General features: G+C 56.1%; 18 protein-coding genes and 1 riboswitch. Of the genes, 6 read left to right on the top strand and 12 right to left on the bottom strand.

What is annotated here, in order from left to right:
• Positions 1 to 6: 6 nt before the first annotated feature.
• A complete protein-coding gene (locus OGV50_RS19755) occupies positions 7 to 1,209 on the bottom strand; it encodes an NAD(P)/FAD-dependent oxidoreductase (protein ID WP_101744187.1) in 1,203 nt (400 codons plus the stop codon).
• A gap of 233 nt (positions 1,210 to 1,442) precedes the next feature.
• Here OGV50_RS19755 and OGV50_RS19750 point away from each other — a divergent pair, with 233 nt between their 5' ends.
• Positions 1,443 to 1,946, top strand: coding sequence for an RrF2 family transcriptional regulator (locus OGV50_RS19750; RefSeq protein ID WP_012135633.1), 504 nt, complete (start codon positions 1,443 to 1,445; stop codon positions 1,944 to 1,946).
• A 65-nt stretch (positions 1,947 to 2,011) separates the two neighbouring features.
• On the opposite strand, the gene nadS is transcribed toward OGV50_RS19750, so the two are convergent.
• The 3 genes from nadS to uspA all read right to left on the bottom strand — a co-directional run bounded on the left by nadS (position 2,012) and on the right by uspA (position 4,955).
• Positions 2,012 to 2,638 carry a NadS family protein gene (gene nadS, locus OGV50_RS23590; protein WP_353622096.1) on the bottom strand — a complete coding sequence of 209 codons (627 nt, stop codon included), beginning with the start codon at positions 2,636 to 2,638 and terminating at the stop codon, positions 2,012 to 2,014.
• Positions 2,639 to 2,749: 111 nt separating this feature from the next.
• A complete protein-coding gene (dtpB, locus tag OGV50_RS19740) occupies positions 2,750 to 4,222 on the bottom strand; it encodes a dipeptide/tripeptide permease DtpB (RefSeq protein ID WP_047460450.1) in 1,473 nt (490 codons plus the stop codon).
• A gap of 298 nt (positions 4,223 to 4,520) precedes the next feature.
• Complete coding sequence (gene uspA, locus OGV50_RS19735; RefSeq protein ID WP_000323571.1) at positions 4,521 to 4,955, bottom strand: universal stress protein UspA; 435 nt, start codon at positions 4,953 to 4,955, stop codon at positions 4,521 to 4,523.
• A 391-nt stretch (positions 4,956 to 5,346) separates the two neighbouring features.
• Between uspA and uspB the strand changes: the two genes are divergently transcribed.
• Positions 5,347 to 5,682, top strand: a complete 336-nt coding sequence (uspB, locus tag OGV50_RS19730) for a universal stress protein UspB (protein ID WP_012135627.1) — start codon at positions 5,347 to 5,349, stop codon at positions 5,680 to 5,682.
• Positions 5,683 to 5,824: 142 nt separating this feature from the next.
• Here the strand turns inward: uspB and pitA are convergent, their stop codons facing one another.
• Entirely contained in the window at positions 5,825 to 7,321 is a 1,497-nt protein-coding gene (gene pitA, locus OGV50_RS19725) for an inorganic phosphate transporter PitA (protein ID WP_012135626.1), read from the bottom strand.
• Positions 7,322 to 7,551: 230 nt separating this feature from the next.
• Between pitA and OGV50_RS19720 the strand changes: the two genes are divergently transcribed.
• Positions 7,552 to 8,745, top strand: coding sequence for a BaiN/RdsA family NAD(P)/FAD-dependent oxidoreductase (locus tag OGV50_RS19720; RefSeq protein ID WP_047460455.1), 1,194 nt, complete (start codon positions 7,552 to 7,554; stop codon positions 8,743 to 8,745).
• Positions 8,746 to 8,782: 37 nt separating this feature from the next.
• On the opposite strand, the gene OGV50_RS19715 is transcribed toward OGV50_RS19720, so the two are convergent.
• Complete coding sequence (locus tag OGV50_RS19715; protein ID WP_286488718.1) at positions 8,783 to 9,796, bottom strand: magnesium transporter; 1,014 nt, start codon at positions 9,794 to 9,796, stop codon at positions 8,783 to 8,785.
• Positions 9,797 to 9,852: 56 nt separating this feature from the next.
• Positions 9,853 to 10,036: riboswitch (M-box (ykoK) riboswitch) on the bottom strand.
• A 413-nt stretch (positions 10,037 to 10,449) separates the two neighbouring features.
• On the opposite strand from OGV50_RS19715, the gene OGV50_RS19710 reads away from it, so the two are divergent.
• The 3 genes from OGV50_RS19710 to OGV50_RS19700 are packed head-to-tail and all read left to right on the top strand — an operon-like array spanning position 10,450 to position 15,385.
• Entirely contained in the window at positions 10,450 to 11,517 is a 1,068-nt protein-coding gene (locus tag OGV50_RS19710) for an HlyD family secretion protein (protein WP_012135621.1), read from the top strand.
• Positions 11,514 to 14,261, top strand: coding sequence for a ribosome-associated ATPase/putative transporter RbbA (gene rbbA, locus OGV50_RS19705; protein ID WP_200093142.1), 2,748 nt, complete (start codon positions 11,514 to 11,516; stop codon positions 14,259 to 14,261). Before OGV50_RS19710 ends, rbbA begins: the two co-directional genes overlap by 4 nt.
• The gene (locus OGV50_RS19700; protein ID WP_200093143.1) at positions 14,261 to 15,385 is read left to right on the top strand and encodes an ABC transporter permease; all 1,125 of its coding nucleotides are present in this window, start codon (positions 14,261 to 14,263) and stop codon (positions 15,383 to 15,385) included. Before rbbA ends, OGV50_RS19700 begins: the two co-directional genes overlap by 1 nt.
• Positions 15,386 to 15,489: 104 nt before the next feature.
• Here OGV50_RS19700 and nikR read toward each other — a convergent pair whose 3' ends face one another.
• Genes nikR through nikA form a run of 6 tightly spaced genes read right to left on the bottom strand, consistent with a single transcriptional unit; the run spans position 15,490 to position 20,812 of the window.
• Positions 15,490 to 15,891 (bottom strand): nickel-responsive transcriptional regulator NikR, encoded by a 402-nt coding sequence (gene nikR, locus OGV50_RS19695; protein ID WP_012135616.1) that lies wholly within the window; start codon positions 15,889 to 15,891, stop codon positions 15,490 to 15,492.
• Positions 15,892 to 15,896: 5 nt separating this feature from the next.
• Positions 15,897 to 16,703, bottom strand: a complete 807-nt coding sequence (gene nikE, locus OGV50_RS19690; RefSeq protein ID WP_130028255.1) for a nickel import ATP-binding protein NikE — start codon at positions 16,701 to 16,703, stop codon at positions 15,897 to 15,899.
• Complete coding sequence (gene nikD / locus OGV50_RS19685; RefSeq protein ID WP_115181015.1) at positions 16,700 to 17,464, bottom strand: nickel import ATP-binding protein NikD; 765 nt, start codon at positions 17,462 to 17,464, stop codon at positions 16,700 to 16,702. The genes nikE and nikD overlap by 4 nt, the downstream gene beginning before the upstream one ends.
• Positions 17,464 to 18,297, bottom strand: coding sequence for a nickel ABC transporter permease subunit NikC (gene nikC, locus OGV50_RS19680; RefSeq protein ID WP_012135613.1), 834 nt, complete (start codon positions 18,295 to 18,297; stop codon positions 17,464 to 17,466). The genes nikD and nikC overlap by 1 nt, the downstream gene beginning before the upstream one ends.
• Complete coding sequence (nikB, locus tag OGV50_RS19675) at positions 18,294 to 19,238, bottom strand: nickel ABC transporter permease subunit NikB (RefSeq protein ID WP_200093144.1); 945 nt, start codon at positions 19,236 to 19,238, stop codon at positions 18,294 to 18,296. Before nikB ends, nikC begins: the two co-directional genes overlap by 4 nt.
• The gene (gene nikA, locus OGV50_RS19670; protein ID WP_200093193.1) at positions 19,238 to 20,812 is read right to left on the bottom strand and encodes a nickel ABC transporter substrate-binding protein; all 1,575 of its coding nucleotides are present in this window, start codon (positions 20,810 to 20,812) and stop codon (positions 19,238 to 19,240) included. Before nikA ends, nikB begins: the two co-directional genes overlap by 1 nt.
• Positions 20,813 to 21,131: the final 319 nt, after the last annotated feature.

Here is a 21,131-nt window from a genome sequence, read left to right as displayed (position 1 = left end):
GGCTGACTAAACAAACGGCGCCAGCGGATCGGCAATCTCAAACGCCACGGCTCTGTCGGCCTTCGGTGGATAGATCAGCTCGCTGACAATCGACAGCTTGAGTTTTTTCGCTTCCGCACGCGTCAGTTTTACCTGCTGATCCCAGCCTTCGGTGTAGACCGCGCCCCATGCGCCAAGATCCAGACAGGTGACATAGTTTTCCTGACGATACGGCAGAGGAGTGACCTCCAGCAGGTCTGCGGCCGCGTTATTCCCGGCAAACTTGCCCAGCAGAATAGCGTGCTGGCAGGTCATTAACGCATGATTGCCTTTGTCATCGGTTGCGGCGTACGCCACATCGCCAGTGGCATAAATGTCATCGTGACCCACCACCTGAAGCTGAGCGTTCACATGTAAACGCCCCTGACGGTCGCGCGGAGCGTCAATCTGCCCGGTCAGATCGTTCGCCTGAACGCCGACGGTCCAGATGACGGTTTGCGACGCGATGGTTTGCCCGTCTTTCAGCGTGATGCCCGTTGCGTCCACGCTTTCCACTTCCGTATTCACCAGCCACTCCACGCCCAGCTCTGCCGACGCTTCGATAATCACGTTGCGCAGTTCTTCGCTGTAGCGAGCGCCAGGCTGCGGGCCGCGTTCAACTACGACTACTCTGGTCTTAGCATCAGCGCCGAGAATATCACGCAAACGGCCAGGCAACTCCAGCGCCATCTCGATCCCGGTAAAGCCGCCGCCGCAAACAACAACGGTATTGCGCGCGGCGCTTTCTTCTTTGTTCGCCAGATCCTTCAGGTGCTGCTCCAGTACGGCGGCGCTTTCCAGTTGATCCAGATCGAACGCATGCGCATCTGCGCCCGTTACGAGTGAACGGTTAACGTGGCTGCCGCTTGCCAGAATCAAACGGTCGTAGCGATGCAAGTGCGTTTTGCCAGAGGCATCCGCCCAGCTCACCTCTTTTGAGTCGGGAAGGATCTGCGCAACCGTCCCGCGCAGGAAGTTGACGCCGGTTTCGTCGAACAGCGGTTGCAGGGGAGCGACCAGCGTCTGGACGGCATTTTCATAAAAGCGAGGGCGTACGCGAAGTTCGGGTTGTGGGGCGATAACGGTGATATCAATTGTGTCATTCTGGTGTTTATCTGCCAGACGGGCGGCGCTCAGCGCGGCCCACATCCCGGAAAAACCTGCACCAACGATCAGAATTTGTTTACGCATTTAGGTTGCACTCAATGTTAACGATGAAGTTATTTACTCGGATTTTATTAGTCGTAGTTAATGAATGCAATGTCATTTGTGCGAACCGGTGGAAAATGATCCAGATCTGGTGGTTATCATTATGATAAATAATGAATTAAATTTTAATTTCTAATGTGCTATGGTTCTCTGTCTGGCAAGCGTCTGTCGAAAAAGCTACAATAACTCAGAATTATTTTGGCTGAGATAAGAGCATGGCATTCTACAGTTCCGGGGTTGAGTACGGCATCCATAGCCTGATGTGTATGGTGGACAGCAAAGGCGACGCCCGCGATATGAGCGTTCGCGAAATTGCTGACCTGCAAAGCGTGCCCTACGACTATCTGGCCAAGATTTTTACCCGTCTGTCGAAAGCGGGCCTGGTGCGCAGCATCGAAGGCAAAGGCGGTGGTTTTCAGCTCGCCAGGCCTGCCGAACACATCACGGTGCTGGATGTGGTCAACGCCATTGACGGTGACAAGCGCATCTTTGAATGCCGTGAAATTCGCCAGCGTCTGGCTGTTTTTGATGAGCAGCCTCCGGCGTGGGCCTGTGAAGGTATCTGCGGCGTGCGCTCGGTAATGGACATGGCGCAGCAGCGTATGGAAGAAGCGTTAGGGCAGCATACCATTCTCGATCTGGCGCGTAAGATGTACCGCAAAGCGCCAGAGACCTTTGTGGTTGAAGTGCAGGAATGGATTGACGCGCGTAAAGGGTAAATGCCCGAACGCAGGCCGGATGCGGCTATGTCCGATAGCGCTGTGCTTATCGGACTATGTTGCGATTAGACTGTTTTGAAAAGATTAACCATCTCTGGATTACGCTCTATCACCCGAAGAACCTTAAGATAAGTTCCGGTAGGGATACGCCTCTTCTGCTCCCAGGCCTGAATCAGGGAAGATGAGACGCCTATTGCCTGTGCAAACTCATTCTGCTTCATATTGGCTTTCTTCCTGATAGCTTTGACATCTGGAAGTTCATATCGGGTGATTCGGGCAGCAGGTTTGCGACCCTGGCTGATTTCAACGGCCTCGCTTGCAGATTCCATCAGATCTTTAAAGAAATCGTTCATAACGAGGCCCTCTTTTAGTTGGTGAATGATGGATTTGAGGGCGTTTTTTTCTTCGCCGCTCAGACTATCCTTTTTGTTCTTAGGGTAAGCCATGAAAAGCCAGATACGCCCTTCGCTATTTTGAAAATAGTAAATACTACGAATCCCGCCGCTTTTTCCCTTACAGTGGCTTGCTGGAGCAAAACGAACTTTCCTGCAACCACCTGTACCCTGAATTAAATCACCTTCCAGCGGGTTTATAATGAGCATTTCCTGAAATGCGCGATATTCATCCTCGGTGAGCAGAGCTTCCCGCTGGCGGGCAAAGACAGAAGTCTCAATAAATTCAATGTAGTTCATGGTCATGTCCGTCCATGATGACCTGTTTGTTCAAATTATACTCTTACATTGTAAGAGTTAACAGATAAAAAAACCGCGATGTTACTCGCGGTCAGAACTAAAAGTTGACGCTTATTTACTGCTATCCGGCGTATTAATCATCCGGTTCAACCACGGCACCATAATCGCCATCACAACGGTGACCGCCAGTGTGACGAGGCCTATTTTGCTGAACACGCCGGTGTAGATAGGCAGCGTCTGGAGCGGGTCGGTGATGTTTTCCGGTACGGCGGTGAAGGTTGCGACATAGCCGCCCAGCAGGAAAGCCGCCGCCTGCGTCAGGAACCACATCCCGAGAATAAAGCCCATCAGGTGCTGGGGCACCAGCGCAGCAACCATCGCCAGCCCCAGGGCGCTAATCAGCAACTCACCCAGACTCTGGAACAGGTACACCAGCACGATAAACCACGGTGAAGTCAGCCCCTGCGCATCGGCGAACCACATGCCTGCGGCGGCGGCGGTCAGAAAGCCCAGCGAACAGAGGAACATGCCCAGCGTAAACTTCATCGGCATGGTCAGATCTTTGCCTTTGCTCCCCAGACGCGTATAAATCGCCGCCAGTACCGGACTGGCAACCACCACCCAGAATGGGTTCAGCGCCTGGAAGCTGACCGGGTTAATGGTAAAACCGAGAATATCGTGATGTACGTTATTGATTGCGAAGAAATTCAGCGATGTAGGCATCTGTGCGTACAGAATATAAAACAGCACCGCTTCAAGCATCAGGATAAAAGCGACGAACATTTTGTTGCGTCCGGTTTTATCCAGACGAAACGCTTCACGGAAGAAGAAAATGATGACCACAATCGACAGGACGATCAGCACCAGGTTGGCGATTTTTACGTTATGCATCAGCCAGGCGCAGAGGAAAATCATGGCGACGGTGCCGATCAGTACGGCGAGCAGATTACGGAAGCTCAGCGGCTTATGGTCTGGCTCTGAACCGATATCTTTCACCATGCCGCGACAGGCGAAGTAGACCAGAAGCGCGACAATCAGCCCGGCGCCGCACAGGTTATAGGTAACGGCATAGCCGAATTTGTCGGCGATGACCGGGGCGAGGGAGAGCGACAGCAGCGACCCGATGTTAATCGACATATAAAACAGGGTGAACGCGCCGTCCAGACGGGGGTCTTTGGGCAGGTAACACTTGGACAGCAGGCTCGCAGGGTTGGCTTTAAACAGCCCGTTACCGACGGCAATCGTCCCCAGCGCGATAAAAATCAGGTTCGGTTTCAGTAACGATAACCCGGTCATGAAGTAGCCGATCGCCAGGACAATCGCCCCCAGTACCAGGGTACGCTTAGTTCCCAGCAGGTGATCGCCAACGTAGCCGCCAATGGATATCAGGCCGTACACCAGTGCGGCAAATGCGCCAAAGGTGATAAATGCCTGTTCCTGAGAGAAGCCAAGCTGTTTAACAAAGAAAACCGCCAGGATGCCCTGGACGCCGTAATAGCCGAATCGCTCCCATAATTCTACAAAAAAGATCATGAAGAACGGACGGGGTTGCTGTAGCAAGCCCGTAGGTGCAGTTGTATTCATATTCCTTCGCCTTTCAATGCCATCCCGAAAAGTATGAACGCGTATGCCAAAACGCGCCGAAAAAGTCTGACTCTGTTATAGACTGCGGTCATTAACCGAATGAATAGATTATTATAGAGATGGTTTTCGATCTAATTAGTTGATCACACTAATTATGATTTGTGGTCTGGAATGTTGTACTGGAATGTGTTCGAGGGAAGGCATAAACAAAAACGCCCGCATTGGCGGGCGCTGTGTATATCGGGCTGATGAATGCCTGGCCGGATAAGGCGTCAGCCGCCATCCGGCACAACAGAACTTACTCTTCTTCGTCGCGCAGCGGAACAATCAGCATGTCGACATGCACGGTATTAATCAGCTGGCGTGCTGAAGACATCAGTTTGCTCCAGAAGTCCTGATGATGACCGCAAACGACCAGATCCATATCGTATTTTTTGATCGCGTCAACCAGTACCTGACCCAGATCGCCGCTGCCGCTCAGGGTTTCGGTGATAGGATAACCGGCATTGGTGGAAAGTTCGGTCAGCGCATGGTGTGTTTCTTCAGAGATGCGTTTTTGCATATCGCCCAGATTCACGTCGATCAGGCCGGTGTACAGGTCAGAGTAATTGACATCAACGTGGATAAGAGAGACTTTCGCGTTGTAAGGACGCGCCATTGAAACCGCTTTTTCTACCAGAACTTTACTTTCCGGGGAAAGGTCAACCGCGATGAGAATGTGTTTGTAAGCCATAGTGTTACTCCTTCCATAAGTTGTCGATGACTAGCCAGCTAGCGTTTCTTGTGCCGCCGCGTCACCCGCGTCCTGCGAACTACAGCGCGGGGCTAGCCCAGCCGAGAAGTGAATGTAAAGACTATCCTTACATTATAGCGACCTGGATAATCCGTCAATCCGCCTTGCTTGCCAATCAGTTAAACAAAATTTTCAGTTAATTGCATTGATAGCGGTTAACCTTCTGGCAAAAAAATTAACTGATCTCCTACACTATTTAATAGAGCCGTTCGGATGCAGGGCACTGGCGTGAACGGTTTAGCAGGACTCTTTCACTGAACTGTCTGGCTGAGTATCGGGGGAGCGGTAGTCCCGGAGAGGAGCTCCGTGGGCGGGTCGCCGGGGAGGAGGTATGATAAGCACCGTCGCATTATTCTGGGCTTTATGTGTCGTTTGCATTGTTAATATGGCGCGCTATTTCTCATCGTTACGCGCGCTGTTAGTGGTACTGCGTGGTTGCGATCCATTGCTCTACCAATATGTGGATGGAGGTGGCTTCTTTACCTCACATGGTCAACCCAACAAACAGATGCGTCTGGTGTGGTATATCTACGCGCAACGTTATCGCGATCACCACGATGATGAATTCATCCGCCGTTGTGAACGCGTTCGCGGCCAGTTCATCCTCACCAGCGCATTATGCGGTCTGGTGCTGATCAGTATGGTTGCGCTGTTGATTTGGCACTGAGCAAAAAAAGCGGGTCAGTTTCCTGACCCGCTCAATACGGTTGATTCTGTATTCCTTTGCCTGATGGCGCGTCGCTTTAAGGCCTACGTGCTGCGTTTTTGTAGGCCGGATAAGGCATCGCCGCCATCCGGCACGGTCGCGCTTAGATAATCTTCAGCGAGATCCAGTACAGCACGCCGGACAGAATAATCGCCGCTGGCAGGGTAAACACCCAGGCCATCAGAATGCTGGTGACCGTTTTGCGCTGTAGACCGCCACCGTCCACAACCATTGTCCCCGCGACGGAGGAAGAAAGGACGTGCGTGGTGGATACCGGCATACCGGTGTAGCTGGCGAGACCGATAGAGACTGCGGCCGTCATCTGCGCCGACATCCCTTGCGCATAGGTCATGCCTTTCTTACCAATCTTCTCACCGATGGTGGTCGCCACGCGGCGCCAGCCGATCATGGTGCCAATACCCAGCGCCAGCGCGACGGCCATGATTATCCAGATCGGCGCGTACTCAATGGTGCTCAGCATATCGGTTTTCAGTTTTTTCAGCAGACGCTGGTCGTCATTGCTTACGCCAGGCAGCTTCACGACTTTATCGGTCGTGTCGGAGATGCACAGCATAATGCGACGCAGCTGGCTACGCTGGTCAACGCTTAACGTGTCGTAGCTTTCCAGATTCGCCAGCATACCTTTCGCGCGATCAAGCGCATTGATGGTATTCGCCGGGTGGCAGTGGAACTCTGCGGGTTCTGTCGCGCCCGGTTCCGGTGCGGGAATCAGTTGATCCACGCCGGTGACTTTTTTCAGCAGATCAGGGTGCTGCTGGAAGTACGTTTCGACGTTGTTGATGGCGTCGCGGGTACGGGTAATTTCATAGCCGGATGCGTTCATATTGACGACGAAGCCCGCAGGCGCCACGCCAATCAGAACCAGCATGACCAGACCAATGCCTTTCTGACCATCGTTAGCGCCATGAGAGAACGCCACGCCGATAGCCGAGAGGATAAGTGCGATACGCGTCCAGAATGGCGGCTTTTTCTTACCGTCTTTCTTTTCACGTTCAGCAGGGGTCAGGTGGATACGTGCGCGCTTTTTAGTGCCGCTCCAGTAGCGACGCAGCAAAAAGATCAGACCGCCAGCAAACACCAGGCCTACGATAGGGGAGACAATCAGTGACCCAAAGATATTGATAACTTTAGGTATATTTAGCGCATCCACCACTGAAGTGCCGGTCATCATTGCATTGGTTAAACCGATACCAATGATGGCGCCAATCAGCGTATGGGAACTGGAGGCAGGCAGACCAAAGTACCATGTACCGAGGTTCCAGATAATGGCCGCCAGCAACATAGAGAACACCATAGCGAGGCCATGTGCGGAACCCATGTTAAGCAGCAAATCCGTAGGCAACATATGCACGATGGCATAGGCTACACTCAGACCGCCCAGTAGAACGCCAAAGAAGTTAAAGACCGCAGCCATAACAACCGCCAGTTGCGAACGCATCGCACGGGTATAAATCACGGTTGCCACTGCGTTGGCTGTATCATGGAAGCCGTTAATCGCTTCGTAGAACAGCACAAAAGCCAGAGCAAGCAATAATAAAAGCCCGGTATGTAAATCCAGGCCAGCAAACAAATGTAGCATAGGACGTTACGCCATTTTGAGGACATGAACGCGGCGCATTATCAGTGACTTTCGCGGCGCGGGCAAAGTGAAATATAGACTTTTTTTGATATAACGCCTGCTTAATGTCATGCCACTAAAGAATTATCTTATAGAATTCAATTAAATACTCATATCCATTGATTTTGTCGCTGGTGCGACCACTGAGGAATCTTTACAATTCACGCCCTGTTTTCAGAGAGGATCGCAAAGTGGAAAGGTTTGATGCCGTTATTATAGGCGCTGGCGCGGCGGGTATGTTCTGTGCGGCGCAGGCCGGTCAGGCGGGTCGCCGCGTGCTGCTCATCGATAATGGTAAAAAACCGGGGCGTAAGATCCTGATGTCCGGCGGCGGGCGCTGCAACTTCACGAATCTGTATGTCGAACCTGCTGCCTATCTGAGCCAGAACCCCCATTTCTGCAAATCGGCGCTGGCGCGTTACACCCAGTGGGACTTTATCGATCTGGTGGGCAAACACGGCATCGCCTGGCATGAAAAAACGCTCGGCCAGCTGTTCTGCGACGACTCTGCGCAGCAAATTGTCGATATGCTGGTGGCGGAATGCGCAAAGGGCAACGTGACGATGCGCCTGCGCAGCGAAGTGCTCAGCATTGCGCGTGATGACGAAGGGTTTACCCTGGAACTGAACGGCATGACGGTCGCGGCGAAAAAAGTGGTGATCGCCACGGGCGGTCTCTCCATGCCCGGTCTGGGCGCGTCGCCGTTGGGTTATAAAATTGCCGAACAGTTTGGTCTGGATGTCCTGCCGACCCGCGCCGGGCTGGTGCCCTTCACGTTGCATAAACCGCTGCTGGAGCAGCTTCAGGTGTTATCCGGCGTTTCGGTGCCTGCGGTGATCGCGGCGCAGGACGGTACGGTATTCCGTGAAAATCTGCTCTTTACCCACCGTGGGCTGTCAGGCCCGGCGGTTTTACAGATTTCGAGTTTCTGGCAGCCCGGCGAATTTGTCAGCATCAATTTGCTGCCGGAGGTCGATCCTGATGATTTCCTCAATGAACAACGTTGCGCGCACCCGAATCAAAGCCTGAAAAATACGCTGGCGATGCAGTTGCCGAAGCGCCTGGTGGAATGTTTACAGCAGCTTGGGCAGATCCCGGATGTTTCCCTGAAACAGTTGAACGCACGCGAGCAGCAAGCGCTGATTGAAACGCTGACCGAATGGCGCGTACAGCCTAATGGTACGGAAGGCTATCGCACGGCGGAAGTGACGCTTGGCGGCGTGAACACCGATGAACTTTCTTCGCGCACGATGGAGGCCCGAAAAGTGCCGGGACTTTATTTTATCGGCGAGGTGATGGATGTCACCGGTTGGCTGGGGGGCTATAACTTCCAGTGGGCCTGGTCGAGCGCGTGGGCATGCGCGCAGGCGCTGAGCGAAGGATAACGGGTTTGCCCGACCAGAGAGCGGTCGGGCGCAGTTGTCAGTTCAGGCCAAGAAAATACTGGGCGATTTTAAAGTAGATAATCAGTCCGGTGCCGTCGATCAGCGTGGCGATAAACGGCGCAGAGACCACCGCAGGGTCGATGCCGATGCGCTTGAGCACCATCGGGATCACCGATGACACCACCGCGCTCCACAGCGTAATGCATACCAGCGTCAGGCTGACGATCAGCGTGATTTCCACGCCGATACCCATCATCCAGGCGCGCAGACAACCCGCCAGGCCCAGCGTTATGGCGATCAGCAGCGAGGTCGACGCCTCTTTGCGAATGACCCGCCCCATGTCGCGCAGCCGCACTTCGCCCAGTGCCATTGCGCGCACCAGCGTAGAGGTTATTTGCGTGCCGCTGTTGCCGCCGGTGCCAATCAGCAGGGGGATGAAGAAGGCCAGCGCAATCGCTGACTCCAGCGCCTCTTCGAAATGTTGCAGTACGCTACTGGTATAGGCTTCCGCCACAAACAGCAACAGTAGCCACACAGAACGTTTCTTCCACAGCGTCCACGGGCTGATGTCCAGATACGGTTTCTCCAGCGGCAGCGTCGCCCCCTGGCGCTGCACGTCTTCAGTGACGTCATCTTCCAGAAGATGGGCAATCTCTTTTTCCATCAGGCAGCCGACCAGCTCGCCTTTATCGACGACCGGCACCAGATCGAGCTGGCGTTCGGTCAGCTCGGCAATGATGTGTGGACGTTCGTCGTCGGGTTTGACGCGAAACAGGCAACTGTCCATTAAGGCGCGGATAGATTGCGCCGTGTCGCTTGCCTGCAAAAGTTTCTTGATGGATAAAACCCCGCACAGCTGTTTTTCCGCAACCACAAACACCTGGCCGGGAATATCATCTGAGGTGAGTTGCGACACAAAGAATTCACGCGCCTCATGAACGCTGAGATGATCCGGCAGCGTAATAAAATCGGTACGCATATATTGCGCGATAGCATCGCCGTCAAAAGCCGGAGCCGGGTGATGTGCGTTGCAAACGTGGATGGATGACATTGATGTAATTCCCTATAAAAAGCTCTCATAGGGGCGAACAAGACAGGATGAGCACAGGCAGATCCCTACGTCCTGGTTTTAGCACTGCACAACGTATCTGTCCGGTGTTTACGCCGTCAGAAGTTACCTTGGCAACACCTTGATTCGATGGATGCCTGTATTTCCCTGAGTGGTCTCTCTCGATACCAGCAGGGCGGTAACTTATATTTGTGCAGGAGCCTCGCCATAACGAGATCGATAAAATGAGCCGCCAGTATAGAGAATGTTAACCATTCACAATGTTTATAATTTAGATGGTTTATCAACGGTTGATATACCACATCGTCTCTCTGCCAATAAAAGCCAGCGAAACCCATTAAAGAATGAAGTGAATAGACATCACGGGTATTGGTGTTAGTATTTCATTGATAGTACATATGAGTATGCGTGTTTCATTTACGGCCAGGAACGCTGATGATGACAACATTAGTACCCGTTTTTCGAGCATTTCCGTCATTCACTTTCCTTTACGGCGAGCGCCGCGCTGACGCCTGCATGCCGTCTGGCCATTTTCTTTTTTTCCTTCTTATCCCGGATGGAATATCCCGCTGAACATGTGTTCGGGGGTGTTGTGACACGCATTGTTGGCTAACAGGGATCACGGCGGGTCGGATATGGACAAAATAAAGCGTCATCTGGTGTGGTGGAGTGTTGGCATCCTGGTGGCAATAGCAGCCGTAGCGTGGTGGATGCTACGTCCTGCTGGCGTACCGGATGGCTTTGCCGCCAGCAACGGCAGAATTGAGGCAACAGAAGTCGATATTGCCACCAAAATCGCCGGTCGAATTGACACCATTCTGGTGTCGGAAGGGCAGTTTGTGCGCCAGGGCGAGGTGCTGGCGAAGATGGACACCCGCGTGTTGCAGGAACAGCGGCTGGAAGCCATCGCGCAAATCAAAGAGGCTGAAAGCGCGGTTGCCGCCGCGCGCGCCCTGCTGGAGCAACGCCAGAGCGAAACGCGCGCCGCCCAGTCGGTGGTGAAGCAGCGTGAAGCCGAGCTGGATTCGGTCTCCAAACGTCATGTGCGTTCCCGCTCGCTGTCGCAGCGTGGTGCGGTTTCCGCTCAACAGCTGGATGACGATCGCGCCGCTGCCGAAAGCGCTCGCGCCGCGCTGGAATCCGCCAAAGCCCAGGTCTCTGCGACGAAAGCGGCGATTGAAGCGGCCCGCACCAGCATTATTCAGGCGCAGACCCGCGTAGACGCGGCGCAGGCTACCGAACGACGCATTGTGGCGGACATCGATGACAGTGAATTAAAAGCGCCGCGAGATGGCCGCGTCCAGTACCGCGTTGCCGAACCGGGAGAGGTGCTGTCTGCGGGTGGCCGGGTGCTGAATATGGTCGATCTCAGCGATGTCTACATGACCTTCTTCCTGCCGACCGAGCAGGCCGGCCTGCTGAAAATTGGCGGAGAAGCGCGCCTGGTGCTGGATGCCGCGCCCAGCCTGCGCATTCCGGCCACCATCAGTTTTGTCGCCAGCGTCGCGCAGTTCACGCCGAAAACCGTCGAAACCAGCGATGAACGGCTGAAGCTGATGTTCCGCGTGAAGGCGCGTATCCCGCCAGCGCTGTTACAGCAGCATCTGGAATACGTTAAAACCGGTTTGCCGGGTATGGCATGGGTACGGCTGGATGAACAGCGTCCCTGGCCTGACGATCTGGCGGTGAGGCTGCCGCAATGACGAACCTGGCGCGTCTTCCCATTCCTCCCGTGGCGCACCTTGACGGCGTGAGTCAGCATTACGGGGCAACGGTGGCGCTGAACAACATCACGCTGGATATCCCCGCTCGCTGTATGGTGGGGCTGATTGGCCCGGACGGCGTCGGTAAGTCGAGCCTGCTATCACTTATCTCCGGCGCGCGCGTTATCGAGCAGGGCAATGTGCGGGTGCTGGGCGGCGACATGCGCGACGCGACGCACCGCCGCGATGTCTGCCCACGGATAGCCTGGATGCCGCAGGGGCTGGGAAAGAACCTCTACCATACGCTGTCGGTGTATGAGAACGTCGATTTCTTCGCGCGTCTCTTCGGGCATGATAAAGCGGAGCGTGAAGCGCGAATTACCGATCTGCTGAACAGCACCGGGCTGGCGCCGTTTCGCGATCGCCCGGCGGGGAAGCTCTCGGGCGGCATGAAACAAAAACTGGGGCTGTGCTGCGCGCTGATCCATGACCCGGAACTGCTGATTCTTGATGAGCCTACCACCGGGGTCGACCCGCTTTCCCGCGCCCAGTTCTGGGCGTTGATCGACAGCATTCGTCAGCGCCAGACTAACATGAGCGTGCTGGTCGCCACGGCCTATATGGAAGAAGCCGAGCGTTTCGACTGGCTGGTGGCGATGAACGCGGGTGAAGTGATGGCGACGGGCAGTGCGCAAGAACTGCGGGACAAAACCGGCAGCGCCACGCTGGAGCAGGCGTTTATCGCCCTGTTGCCAGAGGCGCAGCGCCAGGCGCACAAACCCGTTGTTATCCCGCCTTATGATGCGACGCAGGAAGAGATCGCCATTGAGGCGAAAGATCTGACCATGCGGTTTGGCAATTTCGTCGCCGTCGATCACGTCAATTTCCGCATCCCGCGCGGAGAGATTTTTGGTTTTCTGGGCTCGAACGGCTGCGGCAAGTCCACCACTATGAAAATGCTCACCGGGCTGCTGCCTGCCAGCGAAGGGGAAGCCTGGCTGTTCGGGCAAGCGGTTGACCCGAAGGATATCGAAACCCGCCGCCGGGTGGGTTACATGTCGCAGGCGTTTTCACTCTACAGCGAGCTGACCGTGCGGCAAAACCTGGAGCTACATGCCCGCCTGTTCCACATCCCGGACGCAGAGATTCCGCAGCGCGTAGCGCAGATGAGCGAGCGTTTTATGCTCTCTGACGTCGAAGATATGCTGCCGGAGGCGCTGCCGCTCGGTATTCGCCAGCGTTTGTCGCTGGCGGTGGCGGTGATCCATCGCCCGGAAATGCTGATTCTGGATGAGCCGACCTCCGGCGTGGACCCGGTCGCCAGGGATATGTTCTGGCAGTTGATGGTGGATCTGTCGCGCCAGGATAAGGTGACCATTTTTATCTCCACCCACTTTATGAACGAAGCGGAACGCTGTGACCGCATGTCGCTGATGCACGCCGGAAAGGTGCTTGCCAGCGGCACGCCGCAGGAACTGGTAGAGCGGCGGGGCGCAGCCAGTCTTGAAGAGGCGTTTATCTCCTGGTTACAGGAAGCCGCAGGGCCAGCGCCAGTATCACCGCTGCCGACAACGGACGCGCCAGACGCGCATAAAACGAGTAAACCGCCGCGCCAGGGCTTTAGTCTGCGACGCCTGTTCAGCTACAGCCGCCGTGAAGCGCTGGAGCTGCGCCGCGATCCGGTGCGGTCAACGCTGGCCTTGCTGGGGACGGTCATTTTGATGCTGATCATGGGCTACGGTATCAGCATGGATGTGGAAAACCTGCGCTTTGCCGTGCTCGATCGCGATCGGACCGTCAGCAGCCAGGCCTGGTCGTTGAACCTGGCGGGGTCTCGCTATTTTATCGAGCAGCCGCCGCTTACCAGCTATGACGATCTTGACCGGCGTATGCGCTCGGGCGAGGTGGCGGTCGCGATAGAACTTCCGCCCAATTTTGGACGGGATATCGCCCGCGGCACGCCGGTGCAGATTGGCGTGTGGGTGGATGGCGCAATGCCCAGTCGCGCGGAAACGGTGAGGGGATACGTACAGGCGATGCACCAGAGCTGGCTACAGGATGTGGCGAGCCGTCAGCCGAATGCCAGCAGCCAGGGCGGGCTGATGACCATTGAAACGCGCTATCGCTACAACCCGGATGTGAAAAGCCTGCCAGCGATTGTGCCGGCGGTGATTCCGCTGCTGTTGATGATGATCCCGTCGATGCTCAGCGCCCTGAGCGTGGTGCGTGAAAAAGAGCTGGGATCGATTATCAACTTGTATGTGACGCCGACCACCCGCAGCGAATTTTTACTCGGTAAACAGTTGCCGTACATCGCGCTGGGGATGCTGAACTTCCTGTTGCTCTGCGCGCTGTCGGTGTTCGTTTTTGGCGTGCCGCATAAGGGCAGCTTCCTGACGCTCACCCTGGCGGCGCTGCTCTACGTCACCATCGCCACCGGAATGGGGCTGCTGATTTCGACGTTTATGAAAAGCCAGATCGCCGCAATTTTCGGTACCTCGATCATTACGCTGATCCCGGCGACCCAGTTCTCCGGGATGATCGACCCGGTGGCGTCGCTGGAAGGGCCGGGGAGATGGATCGGCGAGATCTACCCGACCAGCCATTTTCTGACGATCGCGCGCGGTACGTTCTCGAAAGCGCTGGATCTGATGGATCTCTGGCCGCTGTTCGTGCCGTTGGCGATCGCCATTCCGCTGGTGATTGGCCTGAGCGTATTGCTGCTGAAAAAACAGGAGGGGTGATGCGCCGATTACGCAATATTTATAACCTCGGCATCAAAGAGTTACGCAGCCTGCTGGGGGATAAGGCAATGCTGACGCTGATTGTCTTTGCCTTCACGATTTCGGTGTACTCCTCCGCCACCGTTCTGCCGGGCTCGCTGCACCTTGCGCCAATCGCGATTGCCGATATGGACCAGTCTCAGCTGTCGAATCGCATTGTGAACAGCTTCTATCGCCCGTGGTTCCTACCGCCGGAGATGATCACCGCCGATGAGATGGACGCCGGACTGGATGACGGACGTTACACCTTTGCCGTCAATATTCCGCCCAATTTCCAACGGGATGTGCTGGCGGGGCGGCAGCCGGATATTCAGGTGAACGTCGATGCGACGCGCATGAGTCAGGCGTTTACCGGCAACAGCTATATCCAGAACATCATCAGCGGCGAGGTGAACAGCTTTGTGGCGCGTTATCGCGACAATAGCGAGCCGCTGGTCTCGCTGGAAACCCGGATGCGCTTCAACCCGAATCTGGACCCGGCATGGTTCGGCGGCGTAATGGCGATTATTAATAACATCACCATGCTGGCGATTGTGCTGACCGGCTCGGCGCTAATCCGCGAGCGGGAGCACGGGACGATTGAACACCTGCTGGTGATGCCGATCACCCCGTTTGAGATCATGATGGCGAAGGTCTGGTCGATGGGGCTGGTGGTGCTGGTGGTTTCCGGGCTGTCGCTGATGCTGATGGTAAAGGGGGCACTCGGCGTGCCGATTGAGGGCTCCATTCCGCTGTTTATGCTGGGTGTCGCGTTAAGCCTGTTCGCCACCACGTCTATCGGCATTTTTATGGGCACCCTGGCGCGTTCGATGCCGCAACTGGGGCTGCTGATGATTCTGGTGCTGCTGCCGTTGCAGATGCTCTCCGGCGGTTCCACGCCGCGTGAAAGTATGCCGCAGATGGTGCAGGACATCATGCTGACGATGCCGACCACTCACTTTGTCAGCCTCGCGCAGGCGATACTTTATCGCGGCGCCGGGTTTGGCATCGTCTGGCCGCAGTTTCTGACGCTGCTGGCGATCGGCAGCGCTTTCTTCCTGATAGCGCTACTGCGTTTCAGAAAGACGATTGGCACGATGGCGTAAACATTATTGCCGGATGGCGGCTACGCCTTATCCGGCCTACGAACTACCAACGGAAACGGACGTAGGCCGGGCAAGCGAAGCGCCCCCGGCAACGAAACAGGCAATCACTCTTCCTTCGGCAAACACTGCAAATGACCGTGGCGCACGCCGCGCTGGGCGATGACGTCATCGGCAAAATGCTGAACGTCGCCCATATCGCCTTTCAGTACGGCGATCTCCAGACAGTCGTCGTGATTAATGTGTACATGCAGCGTCGCCACCGACAAATCATGGTGATGATGCTGAGTGGAAACGATGCGGCTGGCTAAATCGCGTTTCTCATGCTCATAAACATACGAGAGCACCGCGAAGCCCTGGGTGCCGTGCTCCTGCGTGGCCTCCTGCGCCAGCGCACCGCGCAGAATGTCACGAATCGCTTCGGAGCGGTTGTTGTAGCCCCGGCGCTGGCTCAGGCTATCCAGCGTTTCGAGTAAATCGTCATCGAGAGTAATAGTGACACGTTGCATCTGAATTAAACCTTTTCTGTCGCGCGACGGCGCACGGGAAATGCGGGAAGTACCGCATTTTGTAACACACGCCCGGCGTCAGAGGAAAAGGTTAATGTGTCACCTACGGTTCGCGTCTCAACAATCTGCCCTTCATCCATCACCATTACCCGGTGGCAAAAACGTTCCACCAGACGTAAATCGTGGGTGATAAACAGACAGGCGGTGCCGAACTGCTGTTGCAGCTTTTTGAGCAGACGAATGACGCCCGCCTGCAATACCAGATCGAGGTTGGAGACCGCTTCATCCAGAATCAGTAATTTGGGTTCGACCGCCAGCGCCCGCGCCAGGCAGACGCGCTGTAATTGCCCGCCGCTCAGCTGTGGCGGACGTTTATCCAGAAGCGTGTCGTCCAGATCCACCGCCCGCAGCATCTCGCTGGCGCGCGCGATTTGCTCGGCTCTGGAAAGCGACAGCAAATGGCGCATCGGTTCACGCAGGATCTCGCGTACGGTTTTACGCGGGTTTACCGCGCTGATTGAGTCCTGAAACACCATCTGGATATCACGGCGAAACGCTTTTTGTCTGGCCCGGTTAAGCGTGGAGAGCGGCTCGTTCTGCCAGCAGACGCGGCCCTGCGTCGGCGATTCCAGCCCGACCAGCAGGCGGGCAAGCGTGCTTTTCCCGCAGCCGCTACGCCCCAATAACGCCACGGTTTCGCCGCTTTTCAGGCTTAATGACACCTCTTTCAGCACCGTGTGATGCTGATGTTTGCCGCTGAGGTTAGCGTGCGCGTATTGATGGGAAATACCGCTTACCGTCAGTAACGTCATGAGGCTAACTCCATACCGTACAGCGCGAGATGCGCCGAAACCAGATTACGCGTCACGCTATGCTGTGGGGTGCGGAATAACGTTTCAACGTCACCCAGTTCTACGATCTTGCCGTTGTCCATTACTGCCACATCGTCCGCCAGTCGCGCGACGACGCCCATATCATGAGTGACCAGCAGCATACCGGGCGCGCGGCTGCGCATAATGCTTTCCAGGAGATCGAGGATTCGTGCCTGGGCGACCACGTCCAGGTCGGTTGTTGGTTCGTCCGCGATGATGAACGGCGCGTCGCACAGCAGCGCCATCGCAATCATCATGCGTTGCAGCATGCCGCCGCTCATCTCGAACGGGTAAAGCTTCAGTACCCGCGCGGCATTTTCCAGACCTACCGCCTCCAGTGCCGCGATAAGCGTGGCGTCATCCGCCGGTTTACCTGCCGCCAGGCAGGTTTCTTTTGCGTGGGCCGCCATCGTGTGCAGCGGATTAAAGGCGCTGCGCGGGTTCTGCATGATGGTCGCGACCTTAATTCCACGCAGCTTGCAGGGGGAAATCGGCTGACCATCGGCCAGAATGGCGCCCGCTGTCTGACGCACGCCTGCGGGCAGGATGCCCAGCGCCGCCGCGCAGGTCAGCGATTTACCGCTGCCGCTGCCGCCTACCAGCGCCAGTACGCGCCCACGCCTGAGCGCTAACGACACGCCGTGCACCAACGGTCTGTCTGCTTGCAACACAATGTTTTGTAATTCAATTTGTTGTGGCATCAGTGGGCATGCTCCGTCACCAGATGAGGGTCGAGGTGATCGCGCAGGGCGTCACCCACCATGTTAAAGGCCATCACGCTGATAAACAGCGCCAGTCCCGGCCAGAACATCTGTAGCGGCTGAGTCCAGATATACTGGCGCGCATCGTTAATCATTACGCCCCATTCCGGCGTTGGCGCAGTGACGCCGAGGCCGAGGAATGACATCCCGGCGACGTGCAGCATCATATGGCCGATATCCAGCGTCGCCAGCACGAGCAGGGAGGGGATCACCGCCCCGGCCAGGTGGTCGATAAACACGCGCACATGCCCGGCGCCGGAAAGGCGCGAGGCGAGCACAAATTCACGCTGGCGCAGGGAGATCACCAGGCTGCGCACCATCCGCGCATACCAGGCCCAGTGCGACAGGGCGATTGCGATGATGACGTTGGTCAACCCCGTCCCCAACACGCCCACGAGGAAAAAAGAGAGGATGGAGGTCGGGAACGTCATAAAGATATCCGCGACGCGCATGGTGAACTGATCGACGCGACCGCCCATCAGTCCGGCGCTGCCGCCGACGATCAGCCCCAGCGCTAACACCAGCAACAAACAGGCGATTACGGAACCGAGCGAGACGCGGGTTGCCGCCAGCAGGCGGGAGAAAATATCGCGCCCCAGATGGTCGGTGCCCAGCCAGTGCTGGCTGTCCGGCGACAGTAAACGTGACGGTAAATCAATCGCCTGCGGATCGTACGGCAACCACCACTGGCTGGTGAGCGCGATGATCGCCAGCAAAGCGATAATGAGGAGCGCCAGGCGCACCGGCCAGCGTGCAGAGAGAAAAAAATTCACGAATGCGCTCCTTCATGGCGACGAATGCGCGGGTCCAGCGCGGCGTTCAGCAGGTCAACAATCAGGTTACAGACCACGAAAACCACCACCATAATGAGCGTAAAGCACTGAATGACCGGGTAGTCGCGGTTAAAAATGGCTGACACCGCATAGCGCCCGACGCCCGGCCAGGCGAAGATGTTTTCGATAATCATCGTGCCGCCAATCAGTTCGCCAATGTGCATCCCGACGGCGGTAATCATGGGTAGCGACGCGTTACGCAGAATATGGCGGCGCTCGGTTTGGTTCGCGTTCAGGCCGCGCAGACGCGCCCATGTGACGTGGCGCTGACCGGCGACTTCCAGCATGCTGGCGCGCAGCAGGCGGGCGTTAATCGCCAGCGACATAAACGCAATCGACACCGCAGGCAGAATGATGTGCTGCCAGCCGCCGTAGCCCATTGCCGGTAGCCACTTTAAATACACCGAGAAGAACATCACCAGCAGGAAGGCGAGCCAGAAGTTGGGCATTGATACGCCGAGAAACGCGATCAGCCGCACGATGAAGTCCGGCAGACGGTCACGATGGCGCGCCGCCCAGATCCCCAGCGGTACAGACGTGAGCAGGATCAGCACCAGCGCCGCGCCCGCCAGCTGTAGCGTGGCGGGCAGAAAGTTCAGTACGTCCTCCAGCACCGGGCGCTGAGTGGCGAAAGAGATGCCAAAATCCAGATGCAGCGCTTTCCACAGCCAGGAGCCGTACTGTACGACCAGCGGTTGATCCAACCCCAGCATAACCCGCGTGGAGGCGACCATCTCTGGCGTTGGCGGTAAGTTAGAGAGCCGCAGATAGTCGAGCGCCGGGTCGCCGGTGCCCATGCGCAGCATCAAAAAGATAATCACCGACGCGGCGAAAATCATCGGGATCAGCAGCAAAATGCGCCGCACAATATAACGCAGCATCAGGGTTTCACCGGGTTGATTTGTTCAAATGGGATCTCGGAGGTGATGGGCGCATAAGGAATTTTCCCCAGCTCGGGTTTCGCCACCACCATCATCGACATATAGCTGATGGGCAGATACACCGCATCGTTATGCAGACGCGTCAGGATGTCGCGATACAGAGACTTACGCTGCGCCTCATCGGTGGTGGTGAGCACCTCGCCAATTTCTTTATCAATTTGCGCTTTGTCCGGCAGCCCAAGCTGCGCCTGATAATCGGCGTGGGACGGTACGCGCATCGAGCTCATAAACGCATGCGGATCGTACGGCGCGCCCCAGGTGCGGGAGAAAATCATCCCGAAACGGCCATCGCGCATACGGGCATAAATACTGCTCTCTTCCTCGCCTACCAGCGACACATCGACGCCCACTTTGCGCATATCGGCCTGGATGATTTCCGCCATCGATTTGCTCAGCGCGTCGGTGCCGATATAGGCCAGCTCAACGTGCAGCGGCTGACCGGCTTTTTCACGAATGGTTTTCCCGGCGGGCAATGTCCAGCCCGCTTTTTCCAGCAGCGCGTTAGCCTGTTGGGGATCGTACTGGCGTGGTTTCAGGCCAATGTCGGCGTAAGGTACGGAGGGGGCAAACAGCGTATCGGCGATCTGCTGGGTGCCGTACAGGGCATTATCGATCAGCGATTTTTTATTTACCGCATAGTTCAGCGCTTCACGCACCGCCAGCTCGTTGGTTGGCGCTTTGGCGGAGTTCAGCGCCAGCATGACGGTCTCAACCGGCGCGGAAAGCTGGGTACGGTATTCCGGCGTCTGGCTGAAACGGGCGAAGGTATCGAGCGGCAGCAGTCCTTCATTGCCATACAGCAGGTCAATATCGCCGGTCTCAAAGGCTACCGCGCGGGTCGTTGGGTCCGGGATCACTTTAATCGTTATCTGGCGGATCGCGGGTTTCTCGCCCCAGTAGTGGTCATTGCGTACCAGCACGTCGTACTGGTTGAGCTTCGACGCTTTCAGAACCCACGGCCCGGTTCCGACAGGCGCTTTAATGCCGTTCATCGTTTCGTTATTTTTAAACTGGGACGGGGCGATAAAGCGGAAAGGGCGCGGCAGGGCGAGTTCTTGCAGGAAAGGATAATAGGCGCTTTTCAGGGTGATTTGCAGTTCGGTTTTACTCAGCGCTTTGACGTCGGTGATTTGGTTTGTCAGCTCCAGCCAGGCATGGCGCTGGCGGTTATCAAGCACCGCGCGGAAGTTCTCTGCTGCGGCCTGGGCGTTAAATGCTTCGCCGTTAGAGAAGGTTACGTCATTGCGCAGCGTAAACACCCAGGTTTTGCCATCTGCCGAGTGGGTCCAGCTTTTTGCCAGCCAGGGTTTTACTGAACCATCCGCCTGATACTTCACCAGCGGTTCATACACCATGCTCTGGGCGAACATCTGGTTAGGCGTATAAAGGTGCGGGTTTAGCGGCCCTACGTTTACCGGCCATGCGGTGGTGATCTCGTCAGGTGCGGCGGCATGCGCGAGGAATGACGCACAGGCCAGCAGCGCAAAAAGTGTGCGGCGTAGTCTGGACAAAATGGTGGCCCCGATTAAAAAGAGGTACGACTAAATGAGTATGACGATTCTAAAGATTCATCATACTTTTGACGTGTTCTGGATCAATAGTTGGGCGGTCAAAGGGGGAAGGTATACGAAAATCATATGGTAGCGGATGTTTTCTATGAGGAGATTATTTCACTCTGAAATATTGTTCCGTTCACTTTAGGTTCAGCATTTATCTGGAGCCTCGTCACCTGTGAACGTGCAAGGGAGGCTCGCCGCCGCCTCCCTTGCAACCCTGGCTCTCCGGCAAGGAAAATCGCCGCTGCGCGGTTTATTCGCCTTATTCCGTCTGCCT

The organism is Citrobacter sp. CK180 (genome assembly GCF_030333655.1).
Lineage (GTDB): Bacteria > Pseudomonadota > Gammaproteobacteria > Enterobacterales > Enterobacteriaceae > Citrobacter_B > Citrobacter_B koseri.
Note: the sequence above shows the minus strand (reverse complement) of the source record. Positions and strands in the feature narration are given on the sequence as shown.

Coding starts and splice junctions, on each gene's coding strand:
- OGV50_RS19755 (WP_101744187.1), bottom strand. CDS start 1,209: ATGCGTAAACAAATTCTGATCGTTGGTGCAGGTTTTTCCGGGATGTGG.
- OGV50_RS19750 (WP_012135633.1), top strand. CDS start 1,443: ATGGCATTCTACAGTTCCGGGGTTGAGTACGGCATCCATAGCCTGATG.
- nadS (WP_353622096.1), bottom strand. CDS start 2,638: ATGAACTACATTGAATTTATTGAGACTTCTGTCTTTGCCCGCCAGCGG.
- dtpB (WP_047460450.1), bottom strand. CDS start 4,222: ATGAATACAACTGCACCTACGGGCTTGCTACAGCAACCCCGTCCGTTC.
- uspA (WP_000323571.1), bottom strand. CDS start 4,955: ATGGCTTACAAACACATTCTCATCGCGGTTGACCTTTCCCCGGAAAGT.
- uspB (WP_012135627.1), top strand. CDS start 5,347: ATGATAAGCACCGTCGCATTATTCTGGGCTTTATGTGTCGTTTGCATT.
- pitA (WP_012135626.1), bottom strand. CDS start 7,321: ATGCTACATTTGTTTGCTGGCCTGGATTTACATACCGGGCTTTTATTA.
- OGV50_RS19715 (WP_286488718.1), bottom strand. CDS start 9,796: ATGTCATCCATCCACGTTTGCAACGCACATCACCCGGCTCCGGCTTTT.
- OGV50_RS19710 (WP_012135621.1), top strand. CDS start 10,450: ATGGACAAAATAAAGCGTCATCTGGTGTGGTGGAGTGTTGGCATCCTG.
- rbbA (WP_200093142.1), top strand. CDS start 11,514: ATGACGAACCTGGCGCGTCTTCCCATTCCTCCCGTGGCGCACCTTGAC.
- OGV50_RS19700 (WP_200093143.1), top strand. CDS start 14,261: ATGCGCCGATTACGCAATATTTATAACCTCGGCATCAAAGAGTTACGC.
- nikR (WP_012135616.1), bottom strand. CDS start 15,891: ATGCAACGTGTCACTATTACTCTCGATGACGATTTACTCGAAACGCTG.
- nikE (WP_130028255.1), bottom strand. CDS start 16,703: ATGACGTTACTGACGGTAAGCGGTATTTCCCATCAATACGCGCACGCT.
- nikD (WP_115181015.1), bottom strand. CDS start 17,464: ATGCCACAACAAATTGAATTACAAAACATTGTGTTGCAAGCAGACAGA.
- nikB (WP_200093144.1), bottom strand. CDS start 19,238: ATGCTGCGTTATATTGTGCGGCGCATTTTGCTGCTGATCCCGATGATT.